Origin of the sequence: uncultured Roseobacter sp. (genome assembly GCF_947496515.1) — a bacterium.
GTDB lineage: Bacteria > Pseudomonadota > Alphaproteobacteria > Rhodobacterales > Rhodobacteraceae > Roseobacter.
In genome coordinates, this window is record NZ_CANMDB010000004.1 from 136,583 (window position 1) to 162,054 (window position 25,472).

25 protein-coding genes and 1 tRNA gene are annotated in these 25,472 nt (G+C 64.3%); 8 read left to right on the top strand and 18 right to left on the bottom strand.

The window, feature by feature from the left end:
- Nucleotides 1-55: 55 nt before the first annotated feature.
- The 7 genes from Q1A53_RS09475 to Q1A53_RS09505 all read right to left on the bottom strand — a co-directional run bounded on the left by Q1A53_RS09475 (nucleotide 56) and on the right by Q1A53_RS09505 (nucleotide 5,579).
- A tRNA-Pro gene (locus Q1A53_RS09475) sits at nucleotides 56-132 on the bottom strand.
- Between the two features lie 56 nt (nucleotides 133-188).
- The gene (locus Q1A53_RS09480) at nucleotides 189-2,120 is read right to left on the bottom strand and encodes a MerR family transcriptional regulator (protein ID WP_299965568.1); all 1,932 of its coding nucleotides are present in this window, start codon (nucleotides 2,118-2,120) and stop codon (nucleotides 189-191) included.
- Nucleotides 2,121-2,124: 4 nt separating this feature from the next.
- Complete coding sequence (gene ihfA / locus Q1A53_RS09485) at nucleotides 2,125-2,427, bottom strand: integration host factor subunit alpha (protein WP_299965570.1); 303 nt, start codon at nucleotides 2,425-2,427, stop codon at nucleotides 2,125-2,127.
- Nucleotides 2,428-2,524: 97 nt separating this feature from the next.
- The gene (locus Q1A53_RS09490; protein WP_299965572.1) at nucleotides 2,525-3,496 is read right to left on the bottom strand and encodes a beta-ketoacyl-ACP synthase III; all 972 of its coding nucleotides are present in this window, start codon (nucleotides 3,494-3,496) and stop codon (nucleotides 2,525-2,527) included.
- Nucleotides 3,493-4,524 (bottom strand): phosphate acyltransferase PlsX, encoded by a 1,032-nt coding sequence (gene plsX / locus Q1A53_RS09495; protein WP_299966073.1) that lies wholly within the window; start codon nucleotides 4,522-4,524, stop codon nucleotides 3,493-3,495. Before plsX ends, Q1A53_RS09490 begins: the two co-directional genes overlap by 4 nt.
- Nucleotides 4,525-4,615: 91 nt before the next feature.
- Nucleotides 4,616-4,822: a 50S ribosomal protein L32 gene (gene rpmF / locus Q1A53_RS09500; RefSeq protein WP_187431692.1), complete on the bottom strand. Its 207-nt coding sequence runs from the start codon at nucleotides 4,820-4,822 to the stop codon at nucleotides 4,616-4,618.
- A 199-nt stretch (nucleotides 4,823-5,021) separates the two neighbouring features.
- On the bottom strand, nucleotides 5,022-5,579 hold the full coding sequence (locus tag Q1A53_RS09505; RefSeq protein WP_299965578.1) for a DUF177 domain-containing protein: 558 nt from the start codon (nucleotides 5,577-5,579) through the stop codon (nucleotides 5,022-5,024).
- Between the two features lie 87 nt (nucleotides 5,580-5,666).
- Here Q1A53_RS09505 and bamE point away from each other — a divergent pair, with 87 nt between their 5' ends.
- The 3 genes from bamE to Q1A53_RS09520 all read left to right on the top strand — a co-directional run bounded on the left by bamE (nucleotide 5,667) and on the right by Q1A53_RS09520 (nucleotide 8,777).
- Complete coding sequence (gene bamE / locus Q1A53_RS09510; protein WP_299965580.1) at nucleotides 5,667-6,146, top strand: outer membrane protein assembly factor BamE; 480 nt, start codon at nucleotides 5,667-5,669, stop codon at nucleotides 6,144-6,146.
- Between the two features lie 62 nt (nucleotides 6,147-6,208).
- The gene (locus tag Q1A53_RS09515; RefSeq protein WP_299965583.1) at nucleotides 6,209-6,934 is read left to right on the top strand and encodes a GNAT family N-acyltransferase; all 726 of its coding nucleotides are present in this window, start codon (nucleotides 6,209-6,211) and stop codon (nucleotides 6,932-6,934) included.
- Between the two features lie 31 nt (nucleotides 6,935-6,965).
- Nucleotides 6,966-8,777, top strand: a complete 1,812-nt coding sequence (locus tag Q1A53_RS09520) for an ATP-binding cassette domain-containing protein (protein WP_299965585.1) — start codon at nucleotides 6,966-6,968, stop codon at nucleotides 8,775-8,777.
- On the opposite strand, the gene Q1A53_RS09525 is transcribed toward Q1A53_RS09520, so the two are convergent.
- A complete protein-coding gene (locus tag Q1A53_RS09525; protein ID WP_299965587.1) occupies nucleotides 8,774-9,529 on the bottom strand; it encodes an SDR family NAD(P)-dependent oxidoreductase in 756 nt (251 codons plus the stop codon). The two genes, Q1A53_RS09520 and Q1A53_RS09525, sit on opposite strands and share 4 nt — an antisense overlap.
- 53 nt (nucleotides 9,530-9,582) lie before the next feature.
- Nucleotides 9,583-10,467, bottom strand: a complete 885-nt coding sequence (locus Q1A53_RS09530) for a GNAT family N-acetyltransferase (protein ID WP_299965590.1) — start codon at nucleotides 10,465-10,467, stop codon at nucleotides 9,583-9,585.
- A 46-nt stretch (nucleotides 10,468-10,513) separates the two neighbouring features.
- On the opposite strand from Q1A53_RS09530, the gene Q1A53_RS09535 reads away from it, so the two are divergent.
- Nucleotides 10,514-10,645: a hypothetical protein gene (locus Q1A53_RS09535; protein WP_299965592.1), complete on the top strand. Its 132-nt coding sequence runs from the start codon at nucleotides 10,514-10,516 to the stop codon at nucleotides 10,643-10,645.
- Nucleotides 10,646-10,966: 321 nt separating this feature from the next.
- Here Q1A53_RS09535 and tyrS read toward each other — a convergent pair whose 3' ends face one another.
- Complete coding sequence (gene tyrS, locus Q1A53_RS09540) at nucleotides 10,967-12,217, bottom strand: tyrosine--tRNA ligase (RefSeq protein ID WP_299965594.1); 1,251 nt, start codon at nucleotides 12,215-12,217, stop codon at nucleotides 10,967-10,969.
- Between the two features lie 64 nt (nucleotides 12,218-12,281).
- Here tyrS and Q1A53_RS09545 point away from each other — a divergent pair, with 64 nt between their 5' ends.
- Nucleotides 12,282-13,406 carry an anhydro-N-acetylmuramic acid kinase gene (locus tag Q1A53_RS09545; RefSeq protein WP_299965597.1) on the top strand — a complete coding sequence of 375 codons (1,125 nt, stop codon included), beginning with the start codon at nucleotides 12,282-12,284 and terminating at the stop codon, nucleotides 13,404-13,406.
- Here Q1A53_RS09545 and Q1A53_RS09550 read toward each other — a convergent pair.
- The 4 genes from Q1A53_RS09550 to Q1A53_RS09565 form a co-directional block, all read right to left on the bottom strand.
- Nucleotides 13,403-13,822: a cupin domain-containing protein gene (locus tag Q1A53_RS09550; RefSeq protein ID WP_299965599.1), complete on the bottom strand. Its 420-nt coding sequence runs from the start codon at nucleotides 13,820-13,822 to the stop codon at nucleotides 13,403-13,405. The two genes, Q1A53_RS09545 and Q1A53_RS09550, sit on opposite strands and share 4 nt — an antisense overlap.
- 110 nt (nucleotides 13,823-13,932) lie before the next feature.
- Complete coding sequence (locus tag Q1A53_RS09555; RefSeq protein WP_299965601.1) at nucleotides 13,933-14,385, bottom strand: hypothetical protein; 453 nt, start codon at nucleotides 14,383-14,385, stop codon at nucleotides 13,933-13,935.
- A 161-nt stretch (nucleotides 14,386-14,546) separates the two neighbouring features.
- Nucleotides 14,547-15,821, bottom strand: a complete 1,275-nt coding sequence (gene eno, locus Q1A53_RS09560; RefSeq protein WP_299965603.1) for a phosphopyruvate hydratase — start codon at nucleotides 15,819-15,821, stop codon at nucleotides 14,547-14,549.
- Between the two features lie 62 nt (nucleotides 15,822-15,883).
- Nucleotides 15,884-16,756, bottom strand: coding sequence for a DMT family transporter (locus Q1A53_RS09565; protein WP_299965605.1), 873 nt, complete (start codon nucleotides 16,754-16,756; stop codon nucleotides 15,884-15,886).
- 483 nt (nucleotides 16,757-17,239) lie between these two features.
- Here Q1A53_RS09565 and Q1A53_RS09570 point away from each other — a divergent pair, with 483 nt between their 5' ends.
- Nucleotides 17,240-18,199: a hypothetical protein gene (locus tag Q1A53_RS09570; RefSeq protein WP_299965608.1), complete on the top strand. Its 960-nt coding sequence runs from the start codon at nucleotides 17,240-17,242 to the stop codon at nucleotides 18,197-18,199.
- A gap of 1,161 nt (nucleotides 18,200-19,360) precedes the next feature.
- Here the strand turns inward: Q1A53_RS09570 and Q1A53_RS09575 are convergent.
- Nucleotides 19,361-19,774: a Fur family transcriptional regulator gene (locus Q1A53_RS09575; RefSeq protein WP_299965610.1), complete on the bottom strand. Its 414-nt coding sequence runs from the start codon at nucleotides 19,772-19,774 to the stop codon at nucleotides 19,361-19,363.
- A 353-nt stretch (nucleotides 19,775-20,127) separates the two neighbouring features.
- Here Q1A53_RS09575 and Q1A53_RS09580 point away from each other — a divergent pair, with 353 nt between their 5' ends.
- On the top strand, nucleotides 20,128-21,477 hold the full coding sequence (locus Q1A53_RS09580) for a DEAD/DEAH box helicase (protein WP_299965613.1): 1,350 nt from the start codon (nucleotides 20,128-20,130) through the stop codon (nucleotides 21,475-21,477).
- Nucleotides 21,478-21,540: 63 nt separating this feature from the next.
- Nucleotides 21,541-22,431: a DMT family transporter gene (locus tag Q1A53_RS09585; protein WP_299965616.1), complete on the top strand. Its 891-nt coding sequence runs from the start codon at nucleotides 21,541-21,543 to the stop codon at nucleotides 22,429-22,431.
- Nucleotides 22,432-22,564: 133 nt separating this feature from the next.
- On the opposite strand, the gene Q1A53_RS09590 is transcribed toward Q1A53_RS09585, so the two are convergent.
- The 3 genes from Q1A53_RS09590 to Q1A53_RS09600 are packed head-to-tail and all read right to left on the bottom strand — an operon-like array spanning nucleotide 22,565 to nucleotide 25,415.
- The gene (locus Q1A53_RS09590; RefSeq protein ID WP_299965619.1) at nucleotides 22,565-23,998 is read right to left on the bottom strand and encodes a protein adenylyltransferase SelO; all 1,434 of its coding nucleotides are present in this window, start codon (nucleotides 23,996-23,998) and stop codon (nucleotides 22,565-22,567) included.
- A gap of 29 nt (nucleotides 23,999-24,027) precedes the next feature.
- Nucleotides 24,028-24,477 carry a GNAT family N-acetyltransferase gene (locus tag Q1A53_RS09595; protein WP_299965622.1) on the bottom strand — a complete coding sequence of 150 codons (450 nt, stop codon included), beginning with the start codon at nucleotides 24,475-24,477 and terminating at the stop codon, nucleotides 24,028-24,030.
- Nucleotides 24,474-25,415 carry a nucleoside hydrolase gene (locus Q1A53_RS09600; protein WP_299965625.1) on the bottom strand — a complete coding sequence of 314 codons (942 nt, stop codon included), beginning with the start codon at nucleotides 25,413-25,415 and terminating at the stop codon, nucleotides 24,474-24,476. The genes Q1A53_RS09595 and Q1A53_RS09600 overlap by 4 nt, the downstream gene beginning before the upstream one ends.
- Between the last annotated feature and the right edge of the window lie 57 nt (nucleotides 25,416-25,472).

Here is a 25,472-nt window from a genome sequence, read left to right on the forward strand (position 1 = left end):
CGCAACGCTCCTCTTCGGGGCGGGGGGCGCCCGAAGGCGCGGTGATGTCGGTAAGTGGTCGGGCTAGCAGGACTCGAACCTGCGACCTTCCGTCCCCCAGACGGACGCGCTACCAGGCTGCGCCATAGCCCGACATCAGAGGTGTCATACCCGATCTGCGGCCCGAGGCAAGAGCGAATTGGCATCGTTCAACCGGCAGGGGTGTCTTTGTCCGCCGCGGCCATCCGGTCGCGCAGGCGGGTGAGTTCCGACAGCAAAGACCCGGCCTTGTCCCGCGCGGCGGGCGAGAGGTCCGAGTGCGCGAGCAGGGCCGACAAGAGAGCGGGCTTGGCGGGCATCTCTTCCTCGCGCGGCAATGGCGCGACCTCGATCACCCGTGGCTTGGGCAGGGTGGTGGGTGCCTCCTCAGGCGCGTCAGGGGTGACATCAGATGCTTCGGGGGTTGCCTCCACAGCGTCGTCAGTCGGGCTGTCCTGAGCGGCTTCTGCCACTGGCGCCGCACGGGGCCTGCGGACAAAACTTGGCATCGCATCCCCAGCTTCCCGCTCCGGTTTGGCCACAGTGTCTGCGGCCGGTGTCAGGTCCAGTTCAGGCTGCGCGTCCATCGCGGCACTCTCGGCCACCTCTGCCTCGGGTGTGTCTTCTTCCGGCGCGTGCTGAGCTTCGGTGGTTGGTTCTGTATCGTCGTCCGCCGGTATATCGTCATCGGTCTCGGCAGCAGCGACGCCTTCTGAAGAACCGGTGTCTTGGGTGTCTTCTTCTACGATCTTCGCCTCAGAGTTTGCTGTGTCACTTGTCGCATCCTCCCCGAGTGGTTCTGACGGCACGTCATCCTCAACGGTGTCGGCAATGTTCGGCGCGTCGCCATCTGTCACGTCAGCATCGAGCGTGTCGTCTTGGGCCTGGGGGGTATCTTCTGTCCTCGCTGCGGTCAGCCTCGCATCATCGGGTGTCTCAATGTCCGCTTCGGCAAGGGCGTCAACCTGCTCTGAACTCACGCCGGTCGGTGCGTCCTCGTCAGGCGAAGCGTCCGCCTCCGGCAACGCTTGCGTGTCCGGTTCATCGGGCTTTGCGGTTTCTTCGGAGGCAGTCTCTACGGTGTCCGGCTCATCCAGACCGTCGGCGATCGCCCTCTCTGTGCTTTCGTCGTTCGAAAGCCCGGGCAGCGTCTCATCATCTGACGTTTCCAAGGTCGCCGCGGGTGCATCTTTGTCCGAGGAGGGGGCATCGGCTGCGACCTCGGCCCCCGGCGCTTCCGTGCTGTCTTCATCCTCATCTACGGAGGACAGGTTTTCGGTCGGGCCGTCCGAGGGTGCTGGCTCGTCTGGCTCCATCGCGGAGGTGGGCGTGTCCGGGACAGCGGTCGAAAGATCATCGGTTGGCGTGACCGCGGCAGTGTCGTGCGATTCTTCGTCGGTGGGCGCCGCTGGTGCGGAATCCATGCTCGAAGATTCCGGTAGCGGTGTCTCCGCGTCCGCTGCCTCCACCGTCGTGTCGGAGATGGTCTCCTCGGCGGGACTATCCTCGAGTTCTGTCGCATCCGCGGCGGGTTGCGTGTCCACTGCCGGCATCTCCGCGGCGGTAACCGGGGCGTCGTCCTGACGCTGTTCGGTGTCTGGCTCTGCCAAAGCCTGTTCGGATCCAGCGTCGTCTTCCGGTGCAGCGGCGACTGTTTCCTCGGTCGGTTGCGCATCCGACGCGGGAAGATCGCCCTCCGGTGTCGTCTCATCCGCGACTTCAGTCGCCACGGCCTCTTCAGCCTGCTGTTCCGCCGCAGGTGTCTCGTCCGTGTCCGCCTTGGCAGCGCGCGGCACGCCGCTTTCCATCACCGCCATTGTCAGATCATCCAGCGGTTGGGACTGGTCGATGACCTCGCTCATGCCGCGTTCGCGCAGGATCTTTTGCACGCCCTTGATCGTCAGACCGTCGTCATGGAGCAGCTTTTTGATGCCCCCGAGCAACAGCATATCCGACGGCCGGTAGTAGCGCCGCCCACCGGCGCGCTTGATCGGCTTGATCTGGTTGAACTTGCTCTCCCAAAAGCGCAGCACATGCGCCTGCACGCCCAGCCAATCGGCGACCTCCGAGATCGTGCGGAACGCGTCGGGGGATTTCGACATCAGATCAGGACTTGTTGCCGTCGGCGACGCGGTCCTTCATCAGGTGCGAGGGGCGGAAGGTCAGTACCCGGCGCGGATTGATCGGGACCTCTTCGCCGGTCTTTGGGTTGCGTCCGATGCGGGCCGATTTGTCCCGGACAGAAAAGGTGCCGAAGGACGAAATCTTGACCTGTTCGCCGCGGACCAGTGCCTGGGACAGATGCTCCAGCACGGATTCGACCAATTGCGCGCTCTCATTACGTGACAGCCCCACCTCGCGGAAGACGGCTTCGCTCAAATCCATACGTGTCAACGTCTTTTCCGCCATGGTCATCCTCCGCCCAGTTTCGGCAACCATAGGGGAGGGGGAATTTCAGAGTCAATATCAATGGCTTGGCGGAGAGACTTTATGCCGGTTTTCCGCCCTACCAGCGGAGCACGACAGCCCCCCACGCAAGGCCTCCGCCAATCGCCTCCGTCACGATCAGATCGCCGGGTTTGATCTGCCCGCGCGCCTGACCAACCGACAAGGCAAGCGGGATCGAGGCGGCCGAGGTATTGCCGTGGTCCTGAACCGTGACGACGACCTTTTCCATGGGCAGGCCGAGCTTCTTGGCGGTGCCCTGAATGATGCGGATATTGGCCTGATGGGGCACGATCCAGTCCACGTCGCCGGGCGAGACACCCGCGCGCGCCATCGCCGTGTTGGCGGTCGCGGCCAGCTTTTCCACCGCGTGGCGGAAGACCTGATTGCCCTGCATCCGCAGATAGCCCGTGGTGCCGGTGGAAACGCCGCCGTCCACGTAGAGCAGATCCTTATGCCGCCCGTCGGAGTTGAGGTCGGTGGCCAGGATCCCGCGATCTTCGGGGCTGCCGGTGCCGTTTTGCGCTTCCAGCACCAGCGCGCCTGCACCATCCCCGAAGAGCACGCAGGTACTGCGGTCGGTCCAGTCCATGATCCGGCTGAAGCTTTCCGAGCCGATCACCAGCACCCGCTGCGCCTGACCCGACAGGATCATCGCATTGGCATTGCTGAGCGCGTAGATAAACCCGGCGCAGACTGCCTGAACGTCAAAGGCAAAGCCTTTCGTCATGCCAAGCTCGGCCTGAACCATGGTCGCGGCGGACGGAAAGGTCAGATCGGCGGTCGAGGTGGCCAACACGATCGCATCCACATCCGCCACGTCAAGGCCTGCATCCTCCAGGGCCGCGCGCGCTGCAGCGGTCGCCATGGCCGAGGTCGTTTCCCCTTCGGCCACGAAGTGACGCCGTTCGATGCCGGAGCGCGATCTGATCCACTCGTCATTGGTGTCGAGCGTCGCCTCGAATTCCGCGTTGGTCACGATGCGGTCGGGCAGGTAGTGTCCGGTTCCTCGGACCACGGCGCGCAAACTCATCCTGTAGGTTCCTCGGCGGGTAAGGCGGCCACATGGGCGGCCAGCTTATCGGTAAACTTGATGTCGGCGAGCTGTGCGGCAAGTTTGATCGCTGCCGAAACCCCTGTCGCATCTGCGGCACCGTGGGATTTGACCACCGTGCCGTTCAACCCCAGAAAAACGCCGCCGTTGACCCGCCGGGGGTCGATCTTCTTCTGCAGTCGCCGCAGTGACGTATAGGCCAGCAGGGAGGCAAGGCGCGACAGGGGCGAGAATTTGAACGCTTCGCGCAGCCGGTCCCCGATCAGGCTGGCGGTGCCCTCGCCGGTCTTGATGGCCACGTTGCCCGTGAACCCGTCGGTCACGATCACATCACAGAGGTCACCCGAAATATCGCCACCCTCCACAAACCCCACGAACTCGAACCCGGCGGTTTCACGCTGGTCGCGGATGAGCTCATAGGCTTCTTTCAGCTCGGTATTGCCCTTGTGCTCCTCGGTGCCGACGTTCAGCAACCCCACACGAGGCCGCCGCAGGTCGAGCCCGTTGCGCGCATAGGACATGCCCATCAGTGCGTAGCGCAGCAGATCATCGGCGTCGGCCTTCACATCTGCGCCCACGTCCAGCATCACGTTGAAGCCTTGCGGATTGGAGGAGGGGTAGAGCACGGCGATGGCGGGCCGGTTGACGCCCGGCAGCTTGCGCAGGCGGATCATGGACATCGCCATGAGTGCGCCAGTGTTGCCGCAGGAAACCGCGACGGTGGCGGTTCCGTCGCGCACGGCCTCGATGGCAGACCACATGGAGGTTCCCTTGCCGTTGCGCACGACCTGGCTGGGTTTGTCGTCCATGCTGACAACATCAGCCGCATCGCGGATGTCGACGCGACCTTCCAGTGCGCGGCGCCGGGCGACAAGCTCTTTCAACTCAGCCTCGGGCCCGTGCAGAATGAAACCGATGTCGGGATTTTTCTGAGCCGAGGACGCACAGCCCGCAACGATTGCTGCGGGACCTTTGTCGCCTCCCATCGCATCGACAGATATGACAATACGTCTGGAACTGGCCCGCGCCTGATCGCGCTGATGCGTTGCTGGTTCGACTGCCCCCACGCCCTCTGCCCTTATTGTTTAGGGGAGAGGTTTAGGCCGCGTCGTCTTCCAGATCAATCTCTTCTGTCAGCGCGACAATTTCTTTGTCGTCATAGTGACCGCAGGCCGCACAGACGTGGTGGGGGCGTTTCAGCTCGCCACAGTTGGTGCATTCGTTGGGGTTGGCGGCAACCAGAGAATCATGTGCGCGGCGGTTGTTGCGGCGCGATTTGGAGACTTTGTTCTGTTGAACAGCCATTGTCTTGGGCCTTTTGTCGTTCGGGGCCGGGGGCGCAGGTGCTGCGCGGGGCCGGGTTTCTATTCGGATCCACTCATGGGGCTAGGCGTGCGTTTAGGCCCAAGCCTGACCCAAATGCAACCCCGTTCGGGTGAGCCGCGCAAAATACCGGGATTGCGCGGTGGTGCAAGTCATTTTTCGCGGGCGGTTGCCCCGCAAACTACTCCTTGGTCGGATCGTCCATCTGAGCCTTCAGGGCGGCGAGCCCGGCAAAGGGCTTGGCGTCTTCGTCGCGCATCGGTGCCACCCCTTTTTCGGCAAAGACCTGAGGATCCGCCGGTTCATCGGTACTGCGGGGATAAAGAGGCAGCGCAAGCACCAGCGCCTCTATCATCACCTGTTCGGGGTCGATCCACTGGCCAAGGGGTTCAATCGTGTCGTCCTCGGGCATTTCGGTCTCGGGGGCCGTGGTCTCGTTGTAGTCTGCCAGATACGTGCGCGTCACAGGCACGTCGAGCCGCGTTGTCACCGGCTCCAGCGTGACGCCGCAGGGCTGCACCACGGTGGCACCCAAAGTGCCCGTCAGGCTCCAATCTGTCCGGCCCTGCGACGTGACATGGCCGGTGAAGGACAGTTTGCGCAGCCCCAGCAGATCCAGTTCCGATGCCAGCGCGCGCAGCGCATCCGCTTCGGGGCGCAGCGAGAATGCTGCCTTCGCGTTGGGGTTGAGATCCGCGACCCGCAAAGCGGCGGGATGGGGGGTCGGTTGCCTGGCCATCATATGCTTTCGTTTCTTGAACCACCCTCGGTCCATGGTGTAAGCGAAATAAAAGCCGCGCAGGCGAAGAACAAGAGGGCAGGGCGCATGGGCATCACGAAAGCTATTCAGGCCTGGGGGCCGCGCGCCGCTGTGGCGCTGCTGTGTCTCGCTGTGTCGGCCTGCGCCAGCCAGTTTCGGGAGCACGGGTATATCCCGCCGCCCGAAGATCTTGAACAGATCGTCGTAGGCATCGACACTCGCGCTAGTGTTCAGGAAACACTCGGCAGTGCGGGAGCACGGTCGGTGACCGGCGACAGCGGCATGTACTTTGTGCGCAGCAGGTTCCGCACCTTCGCGATGCTGGAGCCGGAAGTGGTCGAGCGCGAAGTGCTCGCGATCAGCTTTGACCAGAACGATGTCGTGACCAATCTGGAAACCTTCGGTCTGGAACGCGGACAGGTGGTGCCGCTGACCCGCCGCGTTACCAGCTCCAGCGTGCGTGACAGCACCTTCCTGCGGCAGCTCTTTGGCAATATCGGTCGGTTCACGCCCACAGGCAGCGGCGGCGGCGGTCTCGGTCTGTAGGTGTCATCGTTGCGTCACCCCGACCGTGGTAGCGCGGTCTCGACAGGGGGGTGGAGCTGGCCATGACCACGCTTGAAAGAGGTCTCTACAGGGCGCGTCTTGCACAGAGCCGCGCGGATCTGCACGCGGCACAGGCCCTGCGGGCGCGTTGTTTTGGACTGGCCGGACGCCGCGATGAGGATGCTTACGACGCTCACTGCAGCCATGTCCTGATCGAAGAGGCTGCAACGGGTGCGCTTGTCTGCACCTTTCGGATGCAGGATCTCACATCTGACCGGCTGGAAAGCAGCTATGCGGCCCAGTACTACGAACTCTCCGCGCTGAGCGGCTATGAGGGTGGGATGGTCGAGATGGGGCGCTTTTGCGTCGATCCCGCCCGCCGCGACCCGGACATATTGCGGATCGCCTGGGCCGCGATGACGGCCTATGTGGACGCGCAGGATGTGCGGTTGCTCTTTGGGTGCTCATCTTTCGCGGGCACGGAGACGGCGACCTATCTGGACGCTTTCGCCATGCTCAAGGCGCGACATCTGGCGCCCGCGCGCTGGCTGCCCCGGGTCAAGGCGCGCGAGGTCTTCCGGTTTGCCGCGCGGCTGCGGCGCAAGCCGGATCTGAAAAAGGCCATGACACATATGCCGCCCCTGCTGCGCACCTATCTGATGATGGGTGGCTGGGTCAGCGATCACGCGGTGGTGGACCGGCAGATGAACACGTTGCATGTGTTCACCGGGGTGGAAATCGGCGCGATCCCGGCCGCACGCAAACGCCTGCTGCGCGCACTTGCTTGACCCCGAGGCCCGCGCGGCATAGCTCCGCCGCATGGCCCGTATACCCTTGCTGCAACTGACCGACATTTCCCTGACCTTTGGGGGGGATCCTGTGTTCGAGGATCTCAGCCTCGTGGTGCAGCCCGGCGACCGGGTGGCGCTGGTGGGGCGCAACGGGTCGGGCAAATCCACGCTGATGAAGGTGATGGCCGGTCTGGTGGAGGCCGATCGTGGCGAGGTGGTGGCCGGGCCGGGTGTCTCCGTCGGCTATATGGAGCAGGACCCGGATCTCACGGGCTTTGACACTTTGGGTGATTTCGCGGCCCACGGGCTGGAGCCCGCGCAGATGTATCTGGTGGAGCGTGCCGGTGAGGGGCTGAAGTTCGACCCTGCCCGACCCGTGGAGACCGCCAGCGGCGGCGAGCGGCGGCGCGCAGCACTCGCCCGGCTGATGGCGCAGGACCCCGATCTGATGCTGCTCGACGAGCCCACCAACCATCTCGACATCGAGGCGATCTCCTGGCTGGAGGCGGAGCTGCGCCAGAGCCGCAAGGGCTATGTTGTGATCAGCCACGACCGCGCCTTTCTGCGCGCGCTGACCCGGGCAACGCTCTGGGTTGACCGGGGCGTGGTGCGGCGGCAGGAAAAAGGGTTCGCCGATTTCGAAGCCTGGCGCGACGACGTCTGGCAGACGGAAGACACCCAGACCCACAAGCTGAACCGCAAGATCAAGGCGGAGGCCCGCTGGGCGGTCGAGGGGATCTCTGCCCGGCGCAAGCGCAATCAGGGGCGGGTGCGCGCCCTGCAGGATCTGCGGGCCGAGCGCGCCTCGCAGATCAAACGCCAGGGCACCGCGGCCATGGCCTTTGAGGCGGGGCCGAAATCCGGGCGCAAGGTGATCGAGGCGGATCAGATCAGTAAGTCCTTTGGCGAGACTGTCATTCTGCAGCCCTTTTCCATCACCGTGCAGCGCGGCGACCGGGTGGCCTTTGTCGGACCCAACGGGGTAGGCAAGACCACGCTGCTGAACATGCTCATCGGAAAACTGGCCCCGGACAGCGGCACGGTGACCCCGGGCACCAACCTTGAGATGGCGGTTTTCGACCAGACCCGCGCACAGCTCGACCCCGACATGAGCCTGTGGGACAGTCTGACAGGCGATCCGGACATGCGTGTGTCCGGCAAGGCAGATCAGATCATGGTGCGGGGCCAGCCCAAGCATGTGGTGGGCTATCTCAAGGAGTTCCTCTTTGACGAAGCGCAGGCGCGCGCGCCCGTCCGGTCGCTGTCGGGCGGGGAGAAAGCCCGCCTGCTGCTCGCCCGGATCATGGCGCGGCCCAGTAATTTGCTGGTGCTGGACGAGCCGACCAACGATCTGGATGTGGAGACACTCGATCTGTTGCAGGATCTCCTGGGCCAATACGATGGCACGGTGATGATCGTCAGCCACGACCGCGACTTTCTTGACCGGGTCGCGGCGGTCACCATCGTGTTGGAGCCGGGCGGGCGCGCAACGGCCTACGCCGGTGGCTGGAGCGACATGCAAAGCCAGCGCAAGGAGGTTGCCAAAGCCGAAAAGCCCGCCAGGCAAAAGACCGGTGGCACCGCGCCGAAGCCGAAAACCGGCGGCGCGGGCCGGCTGAGCTTTACCGAGAAGCACAGGCTGGAAGCATTGCCCGACGAGATGGCGCAGCTGGAGGCGGAGATCAGCAAACTCGAAACCTTGCTGAGCGATCCCGCGCTCTTCACCGATGCGCCGGTCAAGTTCACCAAGGCCACCGAGGCGCTCGTTGCGCGTCAAAAGAAACTGAGCGCGGCAGAGGAGGAGTGGCTGACGCTGGAGGAGCGGGCGGAGAACGGCTAGCGCATGCGCAGGGCGCCGTCGATGCGGATGACCTCTCCGTTCAGATACCCCGCTCCGATGATGAAGGCGGCCAGCGCTGCGAACTCCGCCGGATCGCCCAGCCGTGGCGGGCAGGGCACGTCAGCGGCCAGCTGTGCCTGCACCTCCTCTCCCAGACCGGCCAGCATCGGCGTCATGAAAATCCCCGGCGCGATGGTCATCACCCGGATACCGCTGGAGGCGAGATCACGCGCCATCGGCAGGCAGAGCCCGACCACACCGCCCTTGGAGGCCGCATAGGCTGTCTGGCCCTTTTGCCCGTCGAAAGCGGCAATGGAGGCTGTGTTGATGATGACGCCGCGCGCGCCCGTCTCGTCAGCGGTGTTGCCCTGCATCGCCTCCGCCGCCAGTCGGGCGACGTTGAAAGTGCCCACGAGATTGATGTCGATGGTACGAGTGAAGAGCGGCAGCGGATGCGGCCCGTCGCGCCCCACGGTCTTTGCCGCATCGGCGATACCGGCGCAGTTGATGGCGGCGGTGATCCGTCCCATGCGCTTGATGGCCAGCGACACGGCTTCCTCCACCGAGGCGGCATCGGTTACATCGGTTTGCGCAAAGCTCGCGCCGATCTCGCCCGCGATGGCGGTTCCGCGCGCCGCGTCCCGGTCCAGCAGCGTCACCTGCGCGCCTTGTGCTACCAGATGGCGCGCGGTCGCCTCTCCCAGACCTGAGGCCGCGCCAGTGACAATCGCGGCAGTTTCGGTGATCTGCATGGGGTTCTCCGCTCGGGTGTGCCTTGCACAGAAGCACGCAGGCCGCGGGCTGTCTAGGTCCCGGCCATGAGAGCCCGGTCCAGTCTGGCCAGCGGACGCGCGAGCGGGCGCAGCGCCGGCGCATAGATCCACGTACCGCCCAGCCGCTGCGTCACAGCACCTGTGCCCAGCTTGAACCGCGCGCGTCCGGCACCCTCTTCGGTGTCGAGCGTGCCCAACTCCAGCCGCCGCATGCCCTTGCGCCGGGCCCAGAGAATGGCCTGCCACATGAGCAGCGTCTGTGCCGAGGTCAGACGCCCCAGAGGCCCGGTATGGCCGATGTGATAGCTTGCCACCTCACCGTGGCGCAGCAGCAGGAGAGCGGAGACCGGGTTGCCGCCCAGTCGCGCCGTAAAGAGCTTGGCCTGGCTGGGGTTGGCGCGGGCAAAGGCGCGGGTCAGCGCAGGCGGCCAGCTACGGTACCGGCGCGCGCGCTGCTGCTGTGCATCCATCTGGAGCAGCCAATGGGAGGGATCATCTGGCAGGTTCTGCCGCGAGATCCGCAATTCCTGCCGCTGCGCATGGCGCAGCCGGTTACGCCACTTCTGGTGCAGACCTGCCATCAGCGCGTCCTCCCCGGGCGATAGATCGAGCCAGGCCACCGTGGTCGGGCTGACCACGGGCAGGGCGCCCAGCTGGCCCAGGGGCATTGGCGCATCAGGGCTGAGGATAACCGGTCCGCGCCCGGGCAGCCGTTCCAGCAGGCGGTGCATGTCAAAGACCGTCTGCGCGCGGGGTCTGACGATCATCCGCACGGGAAGTGGCCCGAAGGTGCGGTGCAGGACCAACGTGCCACAGGCCAGCCGCTCGGGCGTGCGTCCGAATGCTGCCAGGGCCCGATGAAACGCCTCGCTCTGCTGAAGAGGGACAGGGGCGGAGACGGGAGCAGCATCGAACATGGGCCGCATTAACGCATCTGAAACCTAAGTGCGGGTTAATGTGGCCATGAAAAAGACTGTCCAAGGCATCGCTGCCCCCGCCCCGCGTCTGACACGCACCGCCGCTTTCCTTATTGCGGTTGGCATGTCCATCCCCGTCTTTGCCGTGCTGACGCTGATCGACAGGCTCTGGTTCTGAACAAGAGCGCAGGGTCGGCACTGATCCAGCGGGCTGCGGCTGTCGCATGAGCGTTCTCGGGTCGTTGCCAGCCCCGGAAGCATTCTGGTGTCGACGCGACACCACCGCTTTGATGATGGCCAACCGATAGAGCCGGCGTCGGTTTATGGCGGGCATGCTGTTTGGCTCCACCATCCCCCCGGGGGGGGCGATTGGGATACTCGGCGGGCCCGTTCAGATGCCCAAACAAGAGCGTCTCAGATACGGCTACCTGCGGACAAAGGTGCCGACATAGCGCCGGATCGCACGATCAAAGCCACCATGCCGGACCTCTGTCTCTGCCTAGCCAAGCTGCACCAGCGCGTGACGTTTCTTGCCCGCGCTGAGTTTGAGCGGGCGCGACAGCGCTGCCGCGTCAATCATCAGACCCGCATCGGTGAGCGGCACATCGTCCAGCCGCGCACCATTCTCCGCGATCAGACGTTTGGCTTCCTTGCCGGAGCCCGCCAGACCCGATTTCACAATCAGCTGCACCACGGAGATACCGCTGCCGAGATCGGCTTGGCTCAGGGTCAGGGTCGGCAGATCATCCCCCACGCCGCCCTTTTCGAAAACTTCGCGGGCCGTGGCCTCCGCGGCTGTCGCAGCCTCCGCACCATGAAGCAGGGTGGTGACTTCGGCGGCCAGCGTGACCTTTGCGTCGTTGATCTCCGCGCCTTGCAGCGCGCCCAGCCGGTCGCATTCCTCGACCGGTAATTCAGTGAAGAGTTTCAGGAACTTGCCCACATCCGCATCGGCCACGTTGCGCCACCATTGCCAGAACGCGTAGGGCGACATCATGTCAGCGTTCAGCCAGACGGCCCCTTCGGCGGATTTGCCCATCTTCTTGCCATCGGCTCGGGTCACCAGCGGTGTGGTCAGGCCGAACGCGTCCTCCCCGTCCATGCGCCGCACCAGATCGGCGCCCGAGACGATGTTGCCCCATTGATCCGACCCGCCCATTTGAAGGCGACAATCATAGCGGCGGTGCAACTCCAGAAAATCATAGGACTGTAGCAGCATGTAGTTGAATTCGATGAAAGACAGCGGCTGTTCGCGGTCCAGACGTGATTTTACGCTCTCAAAGGCCATCAGCCGGTTGATCGTGAAATGCTTGCCGATATCGCGCAGGAAATCGATGTATTTCAGCTGGTCGAGCCATTCCGCGTTGTTCACCAGAGGCGAATCCAGCGGCCCGTCGCCGTAAGAGATGTAGCGCGAGAACACCTGCCGGATGCCGTCGGCGTTGTGGTTGATCTGCTCAACCGACAGGATCTTGCGCATTTCGTCCTTGCCGGACGGATCGCCCACCTTGGTTGTGCCGCCACCCATCAGCGTGATGGGCCGGTGCCCGGTTTTCTGTAGCCAGCGCAGCAGCATGATCTGCACCAGATTGCCGATATGCAGGCTGGTCGCGGTCAGATCAAAGCCGATGTAGCCGGTAACAACCCCCTTGCAGAGCCGCTCGTCCAGCTCCTGCAGATTGGTGCAATCGGCGATGAAGCCGCGGCTGCTCAGCTCATGCAGGAATTCGGACTTGGGGCGATAGGTCATCGGACTTGCTCTTGGCTGGAAAACTGCACACTCTATAGGCGGTGCGCAGACAAAGGAAAAGACTTTGCCCAAAGCCTCCCTGAAAACCGGCGCGCTGACCGCCATGGGCACCATGAGCGGGACGTCTCTGGACGGGGTGGATGCCGCCGCGATCAGCACCGATGGCCATCGGATCATGGGGTTCGGAGCCTCTGCCTATCGCGCCTATTCCGACGCAGAACGGGCGGTTTTGCGCGCCGCCCTGGGCCACTGGTCTGGCCCCGCGGTCGCGGCTGCGGCGGAGATCGTGGAGCGCGCGCATCTGTCGCTGTTGGCTGCACAAGACGCGGTGGATCTGATCGGGTTTCATGGCCAGACGCTGGCCCACGCGCCAGCGGATGGGCGCACGCTGCAGGTGGGGCACGGGGCGCGCTTGGCAACGGTGCTCGGCACACCGGTGGTCTGGGATTTCCGCGGGCTGGACGTGGCAGAAGGCGGCGAAGGCGCGCCGCTGGCACCCTTTTTCCATTTTGCCTGTGCTCAGCACATTGGCGCGGAGGCGCCGCTGGCGTTTCTGAACCTCGGTGGCGTCGGTAACCTGACATATCTCGACCCGCGCTTTGATGCGCCGGAGGCGCCCGGCGCGCTACTGGCCTTTGACACCGGGCCCGCCAACGCGCCGATCAACGATCTGATGCAGGCACGACGCGGGCTGCCCTATGACGACGGGGGCGCCTTGGCCCGCGCAGGTCGGGTGGACCGGTCGGTCGTGGCGATGTTCGAGGCCGAAGCCTACCTCGCCCGCGTGCCGCCCAAGTCTCTGGACCGGGACGATTTTCCCCGCCTGCTGCCGTTGGTCGAGGGGTTGGGCGATGGGGATGCCGCCGCGACACTCACTGCCATTTGCGTCGCCGGGGTTGCGGCGGGGCTTGATCACTGCCCGGAGCCGCCCGCGCGTGTGCTGGTGACGGGCGGCGGTCGCAAGAACCCGGTGCTTATGCAGATGCTGGCCGCGGCGCTGCCCTGCCCGGTGGCAGCGGTCGAGGAGGTGGGGCTCGACGGGGATATGCTGGAGGCGCAGGCCTTTGCCTATCTGGCCGTGCGCGTGGCGCGCAGGCTGCCGACGAGTTGCCCAGGGACGACGGGGGTGCGGCAACCGGTCAGCGGCGGGCGGCTCAGCTGGCCGGATCGTCGGGATGTGGCGATCTAGTCGCGGGGTATGTCAAAGCCGGGTGGCGCCAGAGTGAAACCCTCGAACTGGAAGCCGGGCGAGACGGTGCAACTCACGAGCGTGTAATTGCCCGTCGTGGCCGCCGCCTGCCAGTGATCTTTGGGCACGATGATCTGCGGAGCGCCCCGCGCCAGGTCGGGAGTGAGCAGGTGATCGGTGGCTGGGCCTTCCTCGTTGCCGCTCAGCGACAGGATCAGCGGCGCCCCGGTATGGTAGAGCCAGATTTCGGTGCCATCTACTTTGTGCCAGTGGCTGCGCTCGCCTTCGGCCAGCAGGAAATAGATGCAGGTGCCGCTTGGCCGGCCCTCGCCATCGGCGACCCATGTCTGGCGATAGTGGCCGCCTTCGGGATGCGGCTGGAGGTCGAGGCGGGCGATGATGTCGGCTGCTGTCATGGTCTGAGACTACCTCTGGCGCGCTCAACAGCCAACGGTGGTTCTGACGCAGACCGCAGGTATATGAGTATTTTTGGAAGGATGAAAGAAGCGGTTTATTTTTTTAGGCGTCATGTCCTCAGGAGGTGGCGGAGCATGTCAGCCGGGATGCTGCCGCGAAGGGAGACTTCACCGACGGCATCGGCGGATTTCTTCAGGCCTCGTCTGCGTCTGAAGTGGCGGAAGGCATCGATGCCCTCTGTCAACGGACGGTAGATCCAGAGACCGCGCAGCGCATGCGCGCCGCCTTGCGTGAAGTTCCCGGAGTTCAGGGCGCATAGGTCGATCTGCGGCGCGAATGCGTCGGCGAAGGCTTGTGCGTCGAGCCACAGCGTATCGATTGTGCGGTCACGCGCGATGCTTGCAGCAAAGGCCGCGCCTTTCTTGGCAGGCCAGAAAAAGACGCGCTGGTCGAGTTGCCTGGCCCATGCCGCGGGCGACATATCCTCGATCATCCGATGCGCGGCATTCAGGCCGTGGACAATCGGAAGCTGGTGATTGAGCGTTGCGCGGCCTACCTGCATCCGGGTTGAGCGTAGTGCTAGATCTTCGGGGTCTTGTTGAGCACGCTCCGCCAAGGTGGCGGCGGGCAGCAGGCCATGACGAAGAATGGAGTTTATGTTTGAGGCCGCTGTCACATGCACGATCCGCGGCCCCACTGCGCGGGCGAACTCCGCCGCTAGCGTCACTTCAGGATGCTGCGGCCTGCGTATTCGGCGGTCTCGCCTAGCATCTCTTCGATGCGGATGAGCTGGTTGTACTTGGCCAACCGGTCCGAGCGCGCCAGGCTGCCTGTCTTGATCTGCCCGCAGTTGGTGGCCACCGCGAGATCGGCGATGGTGGCATCCTCCGTCTCGCCGGAGCGGTGAGACATCACGTTGGTGAACCCGGCGCGGTGGGCCATATCGACGGCTTTAAGTGTTTCCGTCAAGCTGCCGATCTGGTTTACTTTTACCAGCATGGAGTTGGCCGAGCCGCGCGCGATCCCGGTGGCGAGGCGCGCAGGGTTGGTCACGAAGAGATCGTCGCCCACCAGTTGCACCTTGTCGCCGAGCGCCTCTGTTAGCGCCTTCCAGCCGTCCCAGTCGTCTTCGGACATGCCGTCCTCGATGGAGATGATCGGGTAGTCGCTGACGAGTGCGGAAAGATAGGCCACGTTCTCGTCGGAGCTGAGCGATTTGCCTTCGCCCTTAAGCTCATACTTTCCGTCCCGATAGTATTCGGTCGCGGCACAATCCATCGCGAGATAGATGTCATCGCCCGGCTTGTATCCTGCCTTTTCGATGGATTTCAAAACGAAATCAAGTGCGTCCCGGGTTGAGCTGATGTTGGGGGCAAAGCCGCCCTCATCCCCGATCCCGGTAGAGAGCCCCGCTGCGGAAAGCTCTTTCTTCAGCGTATGAAAAACCTCCGCGCCCATGCGCACTGCCTCGCGGATATTGTCCGCGGCAACCGGCATGATCATGAATTCCTGAATGTCGATGGGGTTGTCCGCATGCTCGCCGCCGTTGATGATGTTCATCATCGGCACCGGCAGAACGCGCGCCGACGTTCCGCCCACATACCGGTAAAGCGGCTGGGTGCAGAAGTCCGCGGCGGCCTTGGCGGCGGCCAGTGACACCCCGAGGATGGCGTTGGCACCAAGGCGGGATTTGTTCTCGGTCCCGTCCAGCTCGATCATCATATGATCAATCTCCACCTGCTCGGTGGCGTCGATCCCTACCAGCGCTTCGGCGATCTCTCCGTTGACGGCGGCGCAGGCCTCCAGCACGCCCTTGCCCAGGTAGCGCGCCTTGTCGCCGTCGCGCCGCTCTACCGCCTCGTAAGCCCCTGTAGATGCACCAGAAGGTACCGCTGCGCGGCCCATGGTACCGTCCTCCAGGATCACGTCGACCTCCACCGTGGGGTTGCCCCGGCTGTCGAGGATTTCGCGGGCGTGGATGTCGATGATCGTGCTCATGTCAGGCTCCTGCAGGTCAGTGTTACCGGTGTCTTATCGGGCCGCGGCGCACATGGAAAGGCTCAGGGACCGTTAGCGCGAACATTCCGTTCCCGCCAGAGCGTATAGAGCCCCGAAGACACGATGATTGCAGCGCCGATCAGGGTGAGGCTGTCGGGCCGTTCGGAGAAGACGACGATGCCGATGACCAGAGCAAAGAGGATGCGGCTGTAGCGGAAGGGCGTGACGAACCCGACCTCTCCCACACGCATGGCGGTGACGATGCCGTAATAGGCGACGGTCTGGATCAGCACCGTGATGGCGAGCCGGACCCAGTCGGTGGGGGACGGGGCGACAAAGGCGGTGTCATTGGCCCACATCAGCAGGGCAGACGCCGGGATCAGCACCAGAAAAGCCAGGAAACTCAACTGCATGGAGGAGGTTTGTGGCGGCACGCGCCGGGTCGCGAGATCGCGCAGGCCAAGGCCGATGACGCCCTGGACGGCAAAGAGCGAGAGCCAGCTGAACCCCTCCATCCCCGGTCTGATGATCAGCATGACGCCGAAAAACCCGACCAGAATGGCCGCCCAGCGACGCCAGCCCACGGTCTCTCCCAGAAAGAGTGCAGCCCCCAGTGTCACAAAGAGCGGGGTGGCCTGCAGAATGGCCGAAGCGGTCGAAAGCGGGATAAGCGCGATGGCAGTGACAAAGCCCAGCGTGCCGATCAGTTCGCCCAAGGCCCGCAGGCCGATGGCGGGGGTCAGCATGTCACGCGACAGAAGTGGCTGGCGCTGCCACAGCAGGAGCGGGCCCACGATGAGGGCACTGCCCAGCCCCAGCATGCCGACGATCTGACCGACGGGCAGGGCGCTCGCCATGAGCTTGATCAGCATGTCTTCCAGGGCGAAGGCAAGCATGGCCAACACCATGAAGGCGGCGCCGCGCAGATTATCCATTGGGTGTCCTTTACCGGGGTTGATCGCGGGGTCGCAGAAACGCCCGCCCGGGTCAATCGGCGGATGGGCACAAAGGGTTAACGCACGGACCGCGCAACGGGATCGGGGCCGGGCGGCAGCGCGGGGTGAGAACGGCCTTTGCCCGTTGTAAAGAAGGCGCAGGAGGCTATCGGTATCACGTCGGTAAGACGTCGGTATTCCGTCGGTGCGCGTGTCGGTACGGGTATGGTAACGGGGCGCGCGATGGGGTTCGTGACGAAAGGATTACAGGACAGGTCCTGCGATTGTGCTGGCGGCGCGTGACGAAATAAGTGTCATTTTGGCGATCCGCGAGAGGGGGATTTACCGGATTTTAAAGTCGGCGACGCAGGCTGGCACCTAGTCGGGTGAAGGGCCTGTCAGACGAATGCGAGGTGTGTTATGCAAGTGAACCAGTCTCTCAGCAGCTATACGACGTCCTTGTTTCAGACGGCCGGACGGAATATGCCTGCGGACCCTTTCGCGACCGCGCCGGGACCTGCGAGTGTCTTAAGCTCCGCCGTGATCACCGACATGGCAGGCGTCTACGCCGATCCAAGGGTGGCGCCGACCGTATCTGCGGCCCTGTCCCAGAAAACTCTGGACATACTGAACAGGATCCAATCGCTGATCAGCAACGAGTTGGAGACCGTCGGCGCCAGCTTTCGGGAGATGGTGGCTGTCGATCTTGAGCTTGAGCCGGACGAGGCGCTGCCCGAGGAGACGACGATCAGGGATCTGACCGATGCGCAACGCCGTGCGCTGTCGGAGGACACGCACGACGCCGGATGGTTGGAGATCAAATTTGGCCTGACCGCGCGGCTTGCGTCGCTGGACGCTGAGCAACTTGGCGGTGTCAGAGCCTTCATGTTCGGTGAGCAATATGTGGGCATGTCGGAAGAGGAACTGGCTGACGCGCGGATCAACCAGATGGTCGATGCTCAAATCAGCATGATCCGGAATACCATGGGCATGGCGCGAGAGGAGGCCTTTCAGCGCTATGCGGCCACCACCGAAACACCGACCGCGCTTGGTGACCCCCTGAGTGATGCCGATTTCGACGCAATGCGCGCGGATCTTCTGGCGAAACGCCGGGATGAGTTCCAGCGGGGTGAGCTGAGGCTTCAGGTTGAAGTTTTTGCCAGCGTCCACGCGGCCAACTACGAAAAAACCTATGCGACACTGGACACGGCTGACGCAGGGCTTGTCGTGAAGCCGGAGAACGGGGTCGCCTTTGATGAGGGCTGGGTCATGTCGGAGCGGGACAAGCAGTTCTATGGCCGGATGTTCGAGGGGATCACGGTGGTTGATGGCGAGCTTGTGCTGGACGAGGAGAAAGCCAATTTCATGACCGAGATGGGCCTTGGTTTTCTGGAAAAGCACGGTGAGATCGGGCTGGAGTACCTGAGGGACGCGCGGGCCTGATTGCTGTGCGTCGTCTATGGCAAGGATCCGTTAATTTTGCACCTTCGCTGTGTCAGACCACGTTGAGGACATGGCGTGTTGGAGCCGGAATAGCGGTGCTCTCTCAGGCGGATGCAGCGCGATCCATGGGCAAACGCTAAGAGACACGCAGGGTAAAGATGTTTTTTGATACCAGCGCCTTACGCCCTTTCGGAGGAAAAGCATCCGTTTGGCACGGCGCGACCATGAGATCCGCCGGATATGTACTCTGAAGATGTGGGAAGAACGGGCTTTGACCCCCAAGCCTGTCCAAGCCGGTGGCGGAGATTGGCGCGGCAATTCGGTCTGTGCTTTCAGCGATCCGGATGTCGGAGGACGGCGCCATCAAGCGCCGGAGAGGGCGAAATGGGTTGCTGCTTTCGTGGCGCAAACGTCACCTGGCCGTAAAAAACTAATAGCAGCATTCGGGATCTGGTGCGTATCGCTCGTGACGGCACTCTGGAAGCGCAGAGCGCTGGATTCGAGCCCATTTTAGTCTGGTCGGGATCGCGTCAGCCGCGATTGCGCGATCTAAGAAAGGGCACAACAAACGACTGTTGCGCTGCCAGCGGTGCGGTCACGCAAAATCAGGAGGTCGCGGCGTAACGAGACTTCTTATCAGGAAGGCGGCATATGCCGGTATGCTGACGTGCGAACATAGTTGCGCGGATGTGACCGACTTGAGCTATGTGCATCGGAGCCGGAACCGCGCCCCAGACTGTCCAATGCCTCTTTGCCGTGAAGATCTGCTGAACCGCGGCGGCCTCCTGGGTTCTGATTTCATGGCAATATGCGCCTTGAGGTGCGCGGACGGTGCTTGCCCTCTGGCCGGACCACCACAGGTCAGTTACTCGGGTTTCTGACACCCTACCACATCTGGCAGGTACCGTTCCGCTGTCCTGTTATGAAATCACCCACAGTGCCGAGGATGCTGGCCCCGCATAGGAATTGTGCGGCAACGGGTGTTACCCCGGGCCGTTTACCCGTGATCTTTTCGTGGTCCGGAATTTGCGTCCCGGCAAAGACCTGCCTTGGCCGCGGGGGGTGCCCCTTCGGTTTGGCCGATCGTCGGGCTATGATCGCGTTCAGGGAAGCGCGCGGCTAGACCGGTTGGTGCCGACGGGTCCTGGCCTTCAGGTGGCCTCAGTCTTTCTTGAGCGGCACGCCGTATAGCTCCAGCCGGTGGCCGCGCAGCTCATAGCCCAGTTTGCGCGCGATGCGGTCCTGAAGCGCTTCGATCTCCGCGTCGACGAACTCGATCACCTCGCCTGAATTGATGTCGATCAGGTGGTCATGGTGGTCCCGCTCGGCGTCCTCGTAGCGGGCGCGACCGTCGCCAAACTCGAGCTTGTCGAGCAGGCCCGCTTCCTCGAACAGCTTCACGGTGCGGTAGACCGTGGCGATGGAGATGCCCGCATCGACGGCGGAGGCGCGGGTATAAAGCTCCTCCACATCGGGGTGATCGGCGCTTTGCTCCAGCACGCGGGCGATGACGCGCCGCTGATCGGTCATGCGCAGCCCTTTGGCCTCGCAGCGGGAAATAATGCTCTTGCCCATCGGCCTGCCCTTTTGCGTGGAGCCATCTTTTAGCGGCATTTGGCCGCGGCCTCCAGATGCCTTTTGCGCAGGACGCTTGACTTTGGCCTGCCGGGGCCTCATGTGGGGCTTAAGGTGACGTCTTCTGCCGCGTGAGCAGTCTTGTGCGCCCCCGGGAAAAGATCTCGGTTGTGTGCGCAATCCAAAAGGCCCGCCACTGTTCCCAAAATCACGCGTGGGTGCAAACGCTGCGGACGGGCGGCAGGCAGATGGCCTGTGCCCGCGATCCGACATGCGTCCCCAAGCGGTGCCCGGGATGGGCACAGCAAACGAGTGCGCGTGCCCCCGAATGGGTGCGCGTCGGAAAGAAAAAGATGAGTGATTTCGATATGATGGACCTGCCGCCGCAACTGGTGGCACGGTTGAATGACATGGGGTTGAAGGACCCGACGCCCATTCAGAAACAGGCCATTCCCCATGCGCTGAACGGGCGCGACGTGATGGGTCTGGCGCAGACCGGCACCGGCAAGACGGCGGCCTTTGGTGTGCCGCTGGTCGCACAGATGCTGGAGCTGGAGGGGCGCCCTGCGCCACGCTCGGTCCGCGGTCTGGTGCTGGCACCGACGCGGGAGCTGGCGACGCAGATCAGCGTCAACCTGCGGGCCTTTGCCGAACGCACGCCGATCAAGGTGGCCATGGTGGTGGGCGGTCAGTCCATCAACAACCAGATCAAGCGGCTGGAGCGGGGTGTCGATCTTCTGGTGGCCACGCCGGGGCGCTTGCTGGACCTGATGGACCGGCGCGCGGTGCGGCTGGAGGAGGCGACGTTTCTGGTGCTGGATGAGGCGGATCAGATGCTCGACATGGGCTTTATCCACGATCTGCGCAAGATCGCGAATGTGATCCCCAAGGAGCGCCAGACCATGCTGTTTTCGGCCACCATGCCCAAACAGATGAACGAGCTGGCGCAGAGCTACCTGCGCAGCCCCATGCGGGTGGAGGTCTCGCCCCCTGGCAAGGCGGCGGACAAGGTCACGCAGGAGGTGCACTTTATCGCCAAGGCGGAAAAGGCCGGCCTGCTGATCGAGCTGCTGGACGGCCACCGCGAGGAACGCGCGCTGGTGTTTGGCCGCACCAAACACGGCTCCGAAAAGCTGATGAAAACGCTGGTGAAGGCGGGCTATGCGGCGGGCTCCATCCACGGCAACAAGAGCCAGGGTCAGCGGGACCGGGCGATTGCGGCCTTCAAATCCGGCGAGATCAAGGTGCTGGTGGCCACGGATGTGGCCGCCCGGGGCCTCGATATCCCGGATGTGAAGCATGTCTACAACTACGACCTGCCGAATGTGCCGGACAACTATGTGCACCGCATCGGGCGGACGGCGCGCGCGGGCAAGGACGGCGCCGCGGTGGCGTTCTGTGCGCCCGACGAGATGGGTGAGTTCAGGGCCATTCAGAAGACAATGGGGATCAGCATTCCCGTGGCATCGGGCCGGGCCTGGGAAGCTGCGGATCTGCCCGAAGGTACCAAACCCAAGGGGCGCAACCGGGGCCGCGGGCGCGGTCAGGGGGGCGGTGCCCAGGCGGGTGGCGGACGGCCGGGCGGGCAGCCGCAGGCGGCCAAGCCGGGTGCGGGTCGGCGCAGACGGCGGCGCGGTGGCAAGCCCGGCGGCCCCGGGGGCAGCGGTGCCAAGCCAAGCCGAGGCGGCCAGCACGCGGCCTGATTTCGAGGAAAAAGAGCGGGCCGGTGAATTGACATTCACCGGCCCGCGGCACCTTGTGCTCCTGTGGAACGCAAAACCAACATGGACGCCTTCGGGGCGCTGGCGCTGACGGGTTTCGCGCTTCAGCTGGGGTTCAATCAGGTGGTGATCAAGGTGACGAACGGCGGGTTTGATCCGGTGTTCGCCGCAGGTCTTCGGTCAGCCGGGGCCGTTTTGGTTCTGGCGCTCTGGATGTGGGCGCGGGGGATCCCCTGGCGCGTACCCCGGGCGGCACTGGCTGCGGGGATCTTTTCCGGCAGCCTCTTTGCGCTGGAGTTCATGTGTCTTTTCGTAGCGCTTGATCTGACGACGGTAAGCCGGGCGTCGGTGATCTTTTATTCCATGCCCGTGTGGCTGGCCATTGCGAGCCATTTTCTGCTGCCGGGCGACCGGCTGAGCGGGGCGCGCCTGGTGGGCTTGGGGCTCGCCATGGGCGGTGTCGCGCTGGCGCTGCTGGACCGGAGCGATGGGGGTGCATTCCTGCTGGGGGATCTGCTGGCGCTGACCTCTGCGGTCTGCTGGGCGGGCATTGCGCTGTGTGTCAAGATCACGCCGCTGAGCACCGTGCCGCCCGCGCAGCAGTTGATGTTTCAGGTGGTGGTCTCGGCACCGTTGCTGCTGGTGGCGTCGCTGTTCTTTGGGGATCTGATCCGTGATCTGCAGCCCATCCATATCGCCGGGCTGCTGTTTCAGATCGTTGCCGTGGCGAGCCTGGGGTTTCTGGCGTGGTTCTGGCTGATGTCGCTTTATCCGGCGTCCTCGGTGGCGTCTTTCAGCTTTCTGTCACCGGTCTTTGCGGTGCTGCTGGGGTGGCTTTTGCTGGGCGAGGCGGTGGGGGTACAGGTGTGGCTGGCGCTGGTGTTGGTGGCGGCGGGGATCTATCTGATCAACCGTCGGCCTGCGCGCAGGGGGTAGAGCCGCCCGGGGCGTGTGGGCCCGCGTTGATGCGGGCGGCAGCGGCGGCTTCGGGCGGCAGTGCCGTTTGAGTTTATTTGGCAAGATGAAAGAGCTTTTGGGCCGGGTGCGCGATGTCCGGCGGTGGGGCGGGTCAGGTGCCGCAGAAGGTGGCGGGCACGGCCTGCGCCGGTGTCGGCGGGCGCATCAGGTCCAGATCCGTGGTTGCGAAGGGATCGGTTAGCGCCGTTATCAGCCGCTCGAACGGGGCCATGTCGCCCGCGATGGCGGCGGCGATCATCTCTTCGATCCGGTGGTTGCGGGGGATCACGCGCGGGGAGGCGGCCTGCATCATCTCGTGGGGGGTGGTTTCCTGCGCCAGGCGGGCCTGCCAGCGGGTGGCCCAGGCGTCAAATGCGTCGCGGTCGGTGAACTGGTCGCGTGCTGTGCTGCCGGGCGCGTCGGCCGGGCCTCGGGCGAGGGCGTCGAAGGTATTGGTGAAATCGGCATGGGCGGATTGCATCAGATCCAGCAGGTCCGAGATCAGCGCGGCGTCCTCCTCCGAGGGCTGGCTCAGCCCCAGTTTGGCCCCGAAACGCGCGCGCCAGGCAGTCTCGATCCGGGCTGGCATGGCGTGCACGATCTCCGTCGCTTCTTCGACGCCCGCCGCGGGATCCTCCAGCTGCTGCAGCAGCGACGTGGCCAGTTGCGCCATGTTCCAGACGGCGATGCGCGGCTGGTTCGAATAGGCGTAGCGGCCCATCTGGTCGATGGAGCTGAACACCTGGTTGGCGAAATAACTGTCAAGAAACGCGCAGGGCCCGTAGTCGATGGTCTCGCCCGAAATGGTGCAATTGTCGGTGTTCATGACCCCGTGGATGAAGCCCACGGACATCCAGGCGGCGATCAGCTCCGCCTGGGCGGCGCAGACGGCGCGCAGCAGATCCATGGGGCCGCGGGCGTCGGGGTAGTGGCGGGCGATGGCGTAATCGGTGAGCTGCGCAAGCTCTGCGCGCTGGCCGCGGTGCGCGAAGACCTGAAAGGTGCCCACGCGCAGGTGGCTGCGCGCCACGCGGGTGAGCACCGCGCCGGGGAGGACGGTTTCGCGGATCACATCCTCGCCGGTCAGCGTGGCGGCCAGCGCGCGGGTCGTGGGGATGCCCAGGGCGTGCATCGCCTCCGAGATCACGTATTCGCGCAGGACCGGGCCCAGCCAGGCGCGCCCGTCGCCCATGCGGCTGTAGGGGGTGGGCCCGGAGCCTTTGAGCTGGATGTCGCGGCGGATGCCATCGGTGCCCACGGTTTCACCCAGCAGGATCGCGCGGCCATCGCCGAGCTGCGGGTTGAAATTGCCGAACTGGTGCCCGGCGTAGAGCTGTGCGAGGGGGGCCGCGCCGTCGGGCACGGTCTGGCCCGAAAAGACGGCGGCGAGCGTGGCGTCGTCCGCCTCCGGCAGGCGGAGGCGTTTGGCCAGCGCGGAGTTGTAGGCCAGCAGTGCGGGTGCTGCGACCGGCGTGGGGTCGAGCCGGGTGTAGAACTGCGGCGGCAGGGCGGCGTAGCTGTTGTCGAAAGGGGCGGTGAAGCGCATGGGATGAATATAGGGCTTGCGGCTGTGGTTTAGAACCGGCGCGTCATCAGCATGTAGTCGTCGCGGGGGGAGAACCCGGCGCGGGTGTAGAGCCCTTGTGTCGGGCTGTCGCTGCGCTGAACCTCCAGATGGAGCGCCTTGAGCCCGGCGCCCGCCAGTGCGCGGGGCAGGCTTTGCAGGGTTTCCGAGGCGATGCCCCGTCCGCGCACGCCGGGGCGGATGTAGATTTCGTCCACGAACCCGTCCAGACCGCCGAATTCCAGCGACCAGCCGAAGGTGATCACCACATAGCCGATGGGCGCGCGGGGTGGTCCGATGAGATAGGCAGCACCGTGGGGCGAGCCCTCCAGCAGCGGGGCGATCCCGGCGCGGCGGGCCTCATCGCTCAGGGCGATGCCGTGTTCGGTATGAAAGGCCGCGACCAGCGGGTCGAGACGGTCCATGTGGTCGGTGGTGGCCAGGGTGAGGGCAGCGCTCACAGCCGGGCCAGCCGGTCGGTGAGCAGGGTAAAGAAGCCGTCGGCGTTGAGATCCCCGATGAAGAGCGCGTTGGGGGTGCGGTTGGTCACGCCCCACCAGTCAGCGACGGTCATGCCCATGGTAAGCTCGGACCGGGTTTCGATCTCGACGTTGATGTGCCGCCCGGTGAAAAGATCCGGCCTGACCAGATAGGCGGTCACGCAAGGATCGTGCAGGGGGGCGCCGTCGGAGCCGTATTTCTCCCGGTCGAAGCGTTCGAAGAATTCGGTCATTTGCGCCACGGCGATGCCTGCGGGGTTGCCCAAGGCGCGGAAGGCCTCGTTACGGGCGGCGGTGACCAGCGCCTTGTGGGTGACATCCAGCGGCATGACCACGAGGTTAATGCCTGATTTAAAAACGATATCAGCGGCTTCCGGGTCGACGTAAATGTTAAACTCAGCCGTGGGGGTGATGTTACCCACTTCGAAATAGGCGCCACCCATCAGGACGATCTGGGTCACTTTGGTGGCCAGTTCGGGCGCGCGTTGCAGCACCGTGGCAATGTTGGTCAGGGGTCCCAGCGGGCAGAGGGTGACGGAGTTGTCTTCTGCCCGGCTCAGGGTGTCGATGATATACTCGACTGCGTGCTGTTCCTGCAGCTGCATGGTCGGGTCGGGCAGGTCCGGGCCGTCAAGGCCGGTTTTGCCGTGCACATGCTCTGCTGTCACCAGTGCGCGGCCCAGCGGGCGGTCGCAGCCAGCGTAAACCTTCACATCAGATTTGCCCGCCAACTCACAGATTTTGAGGGCATTTTTCGAGGTAAGCTCCAGCGGAACATTGCCCGCGACGCAGGTGATACCTAGCACATCGATCTCTTCGGGGCTGGCCAGTGCCAACAGGATGGCGACGGCGTCATCCTGGCCGGGATCGGTGTCGATGATGATCTTGCGGGGGGGCATGGGGTCTCCTGAGCACTGAGCGCGGACACTCGCAAGCGGTGCCGCGATTGTCCAGAT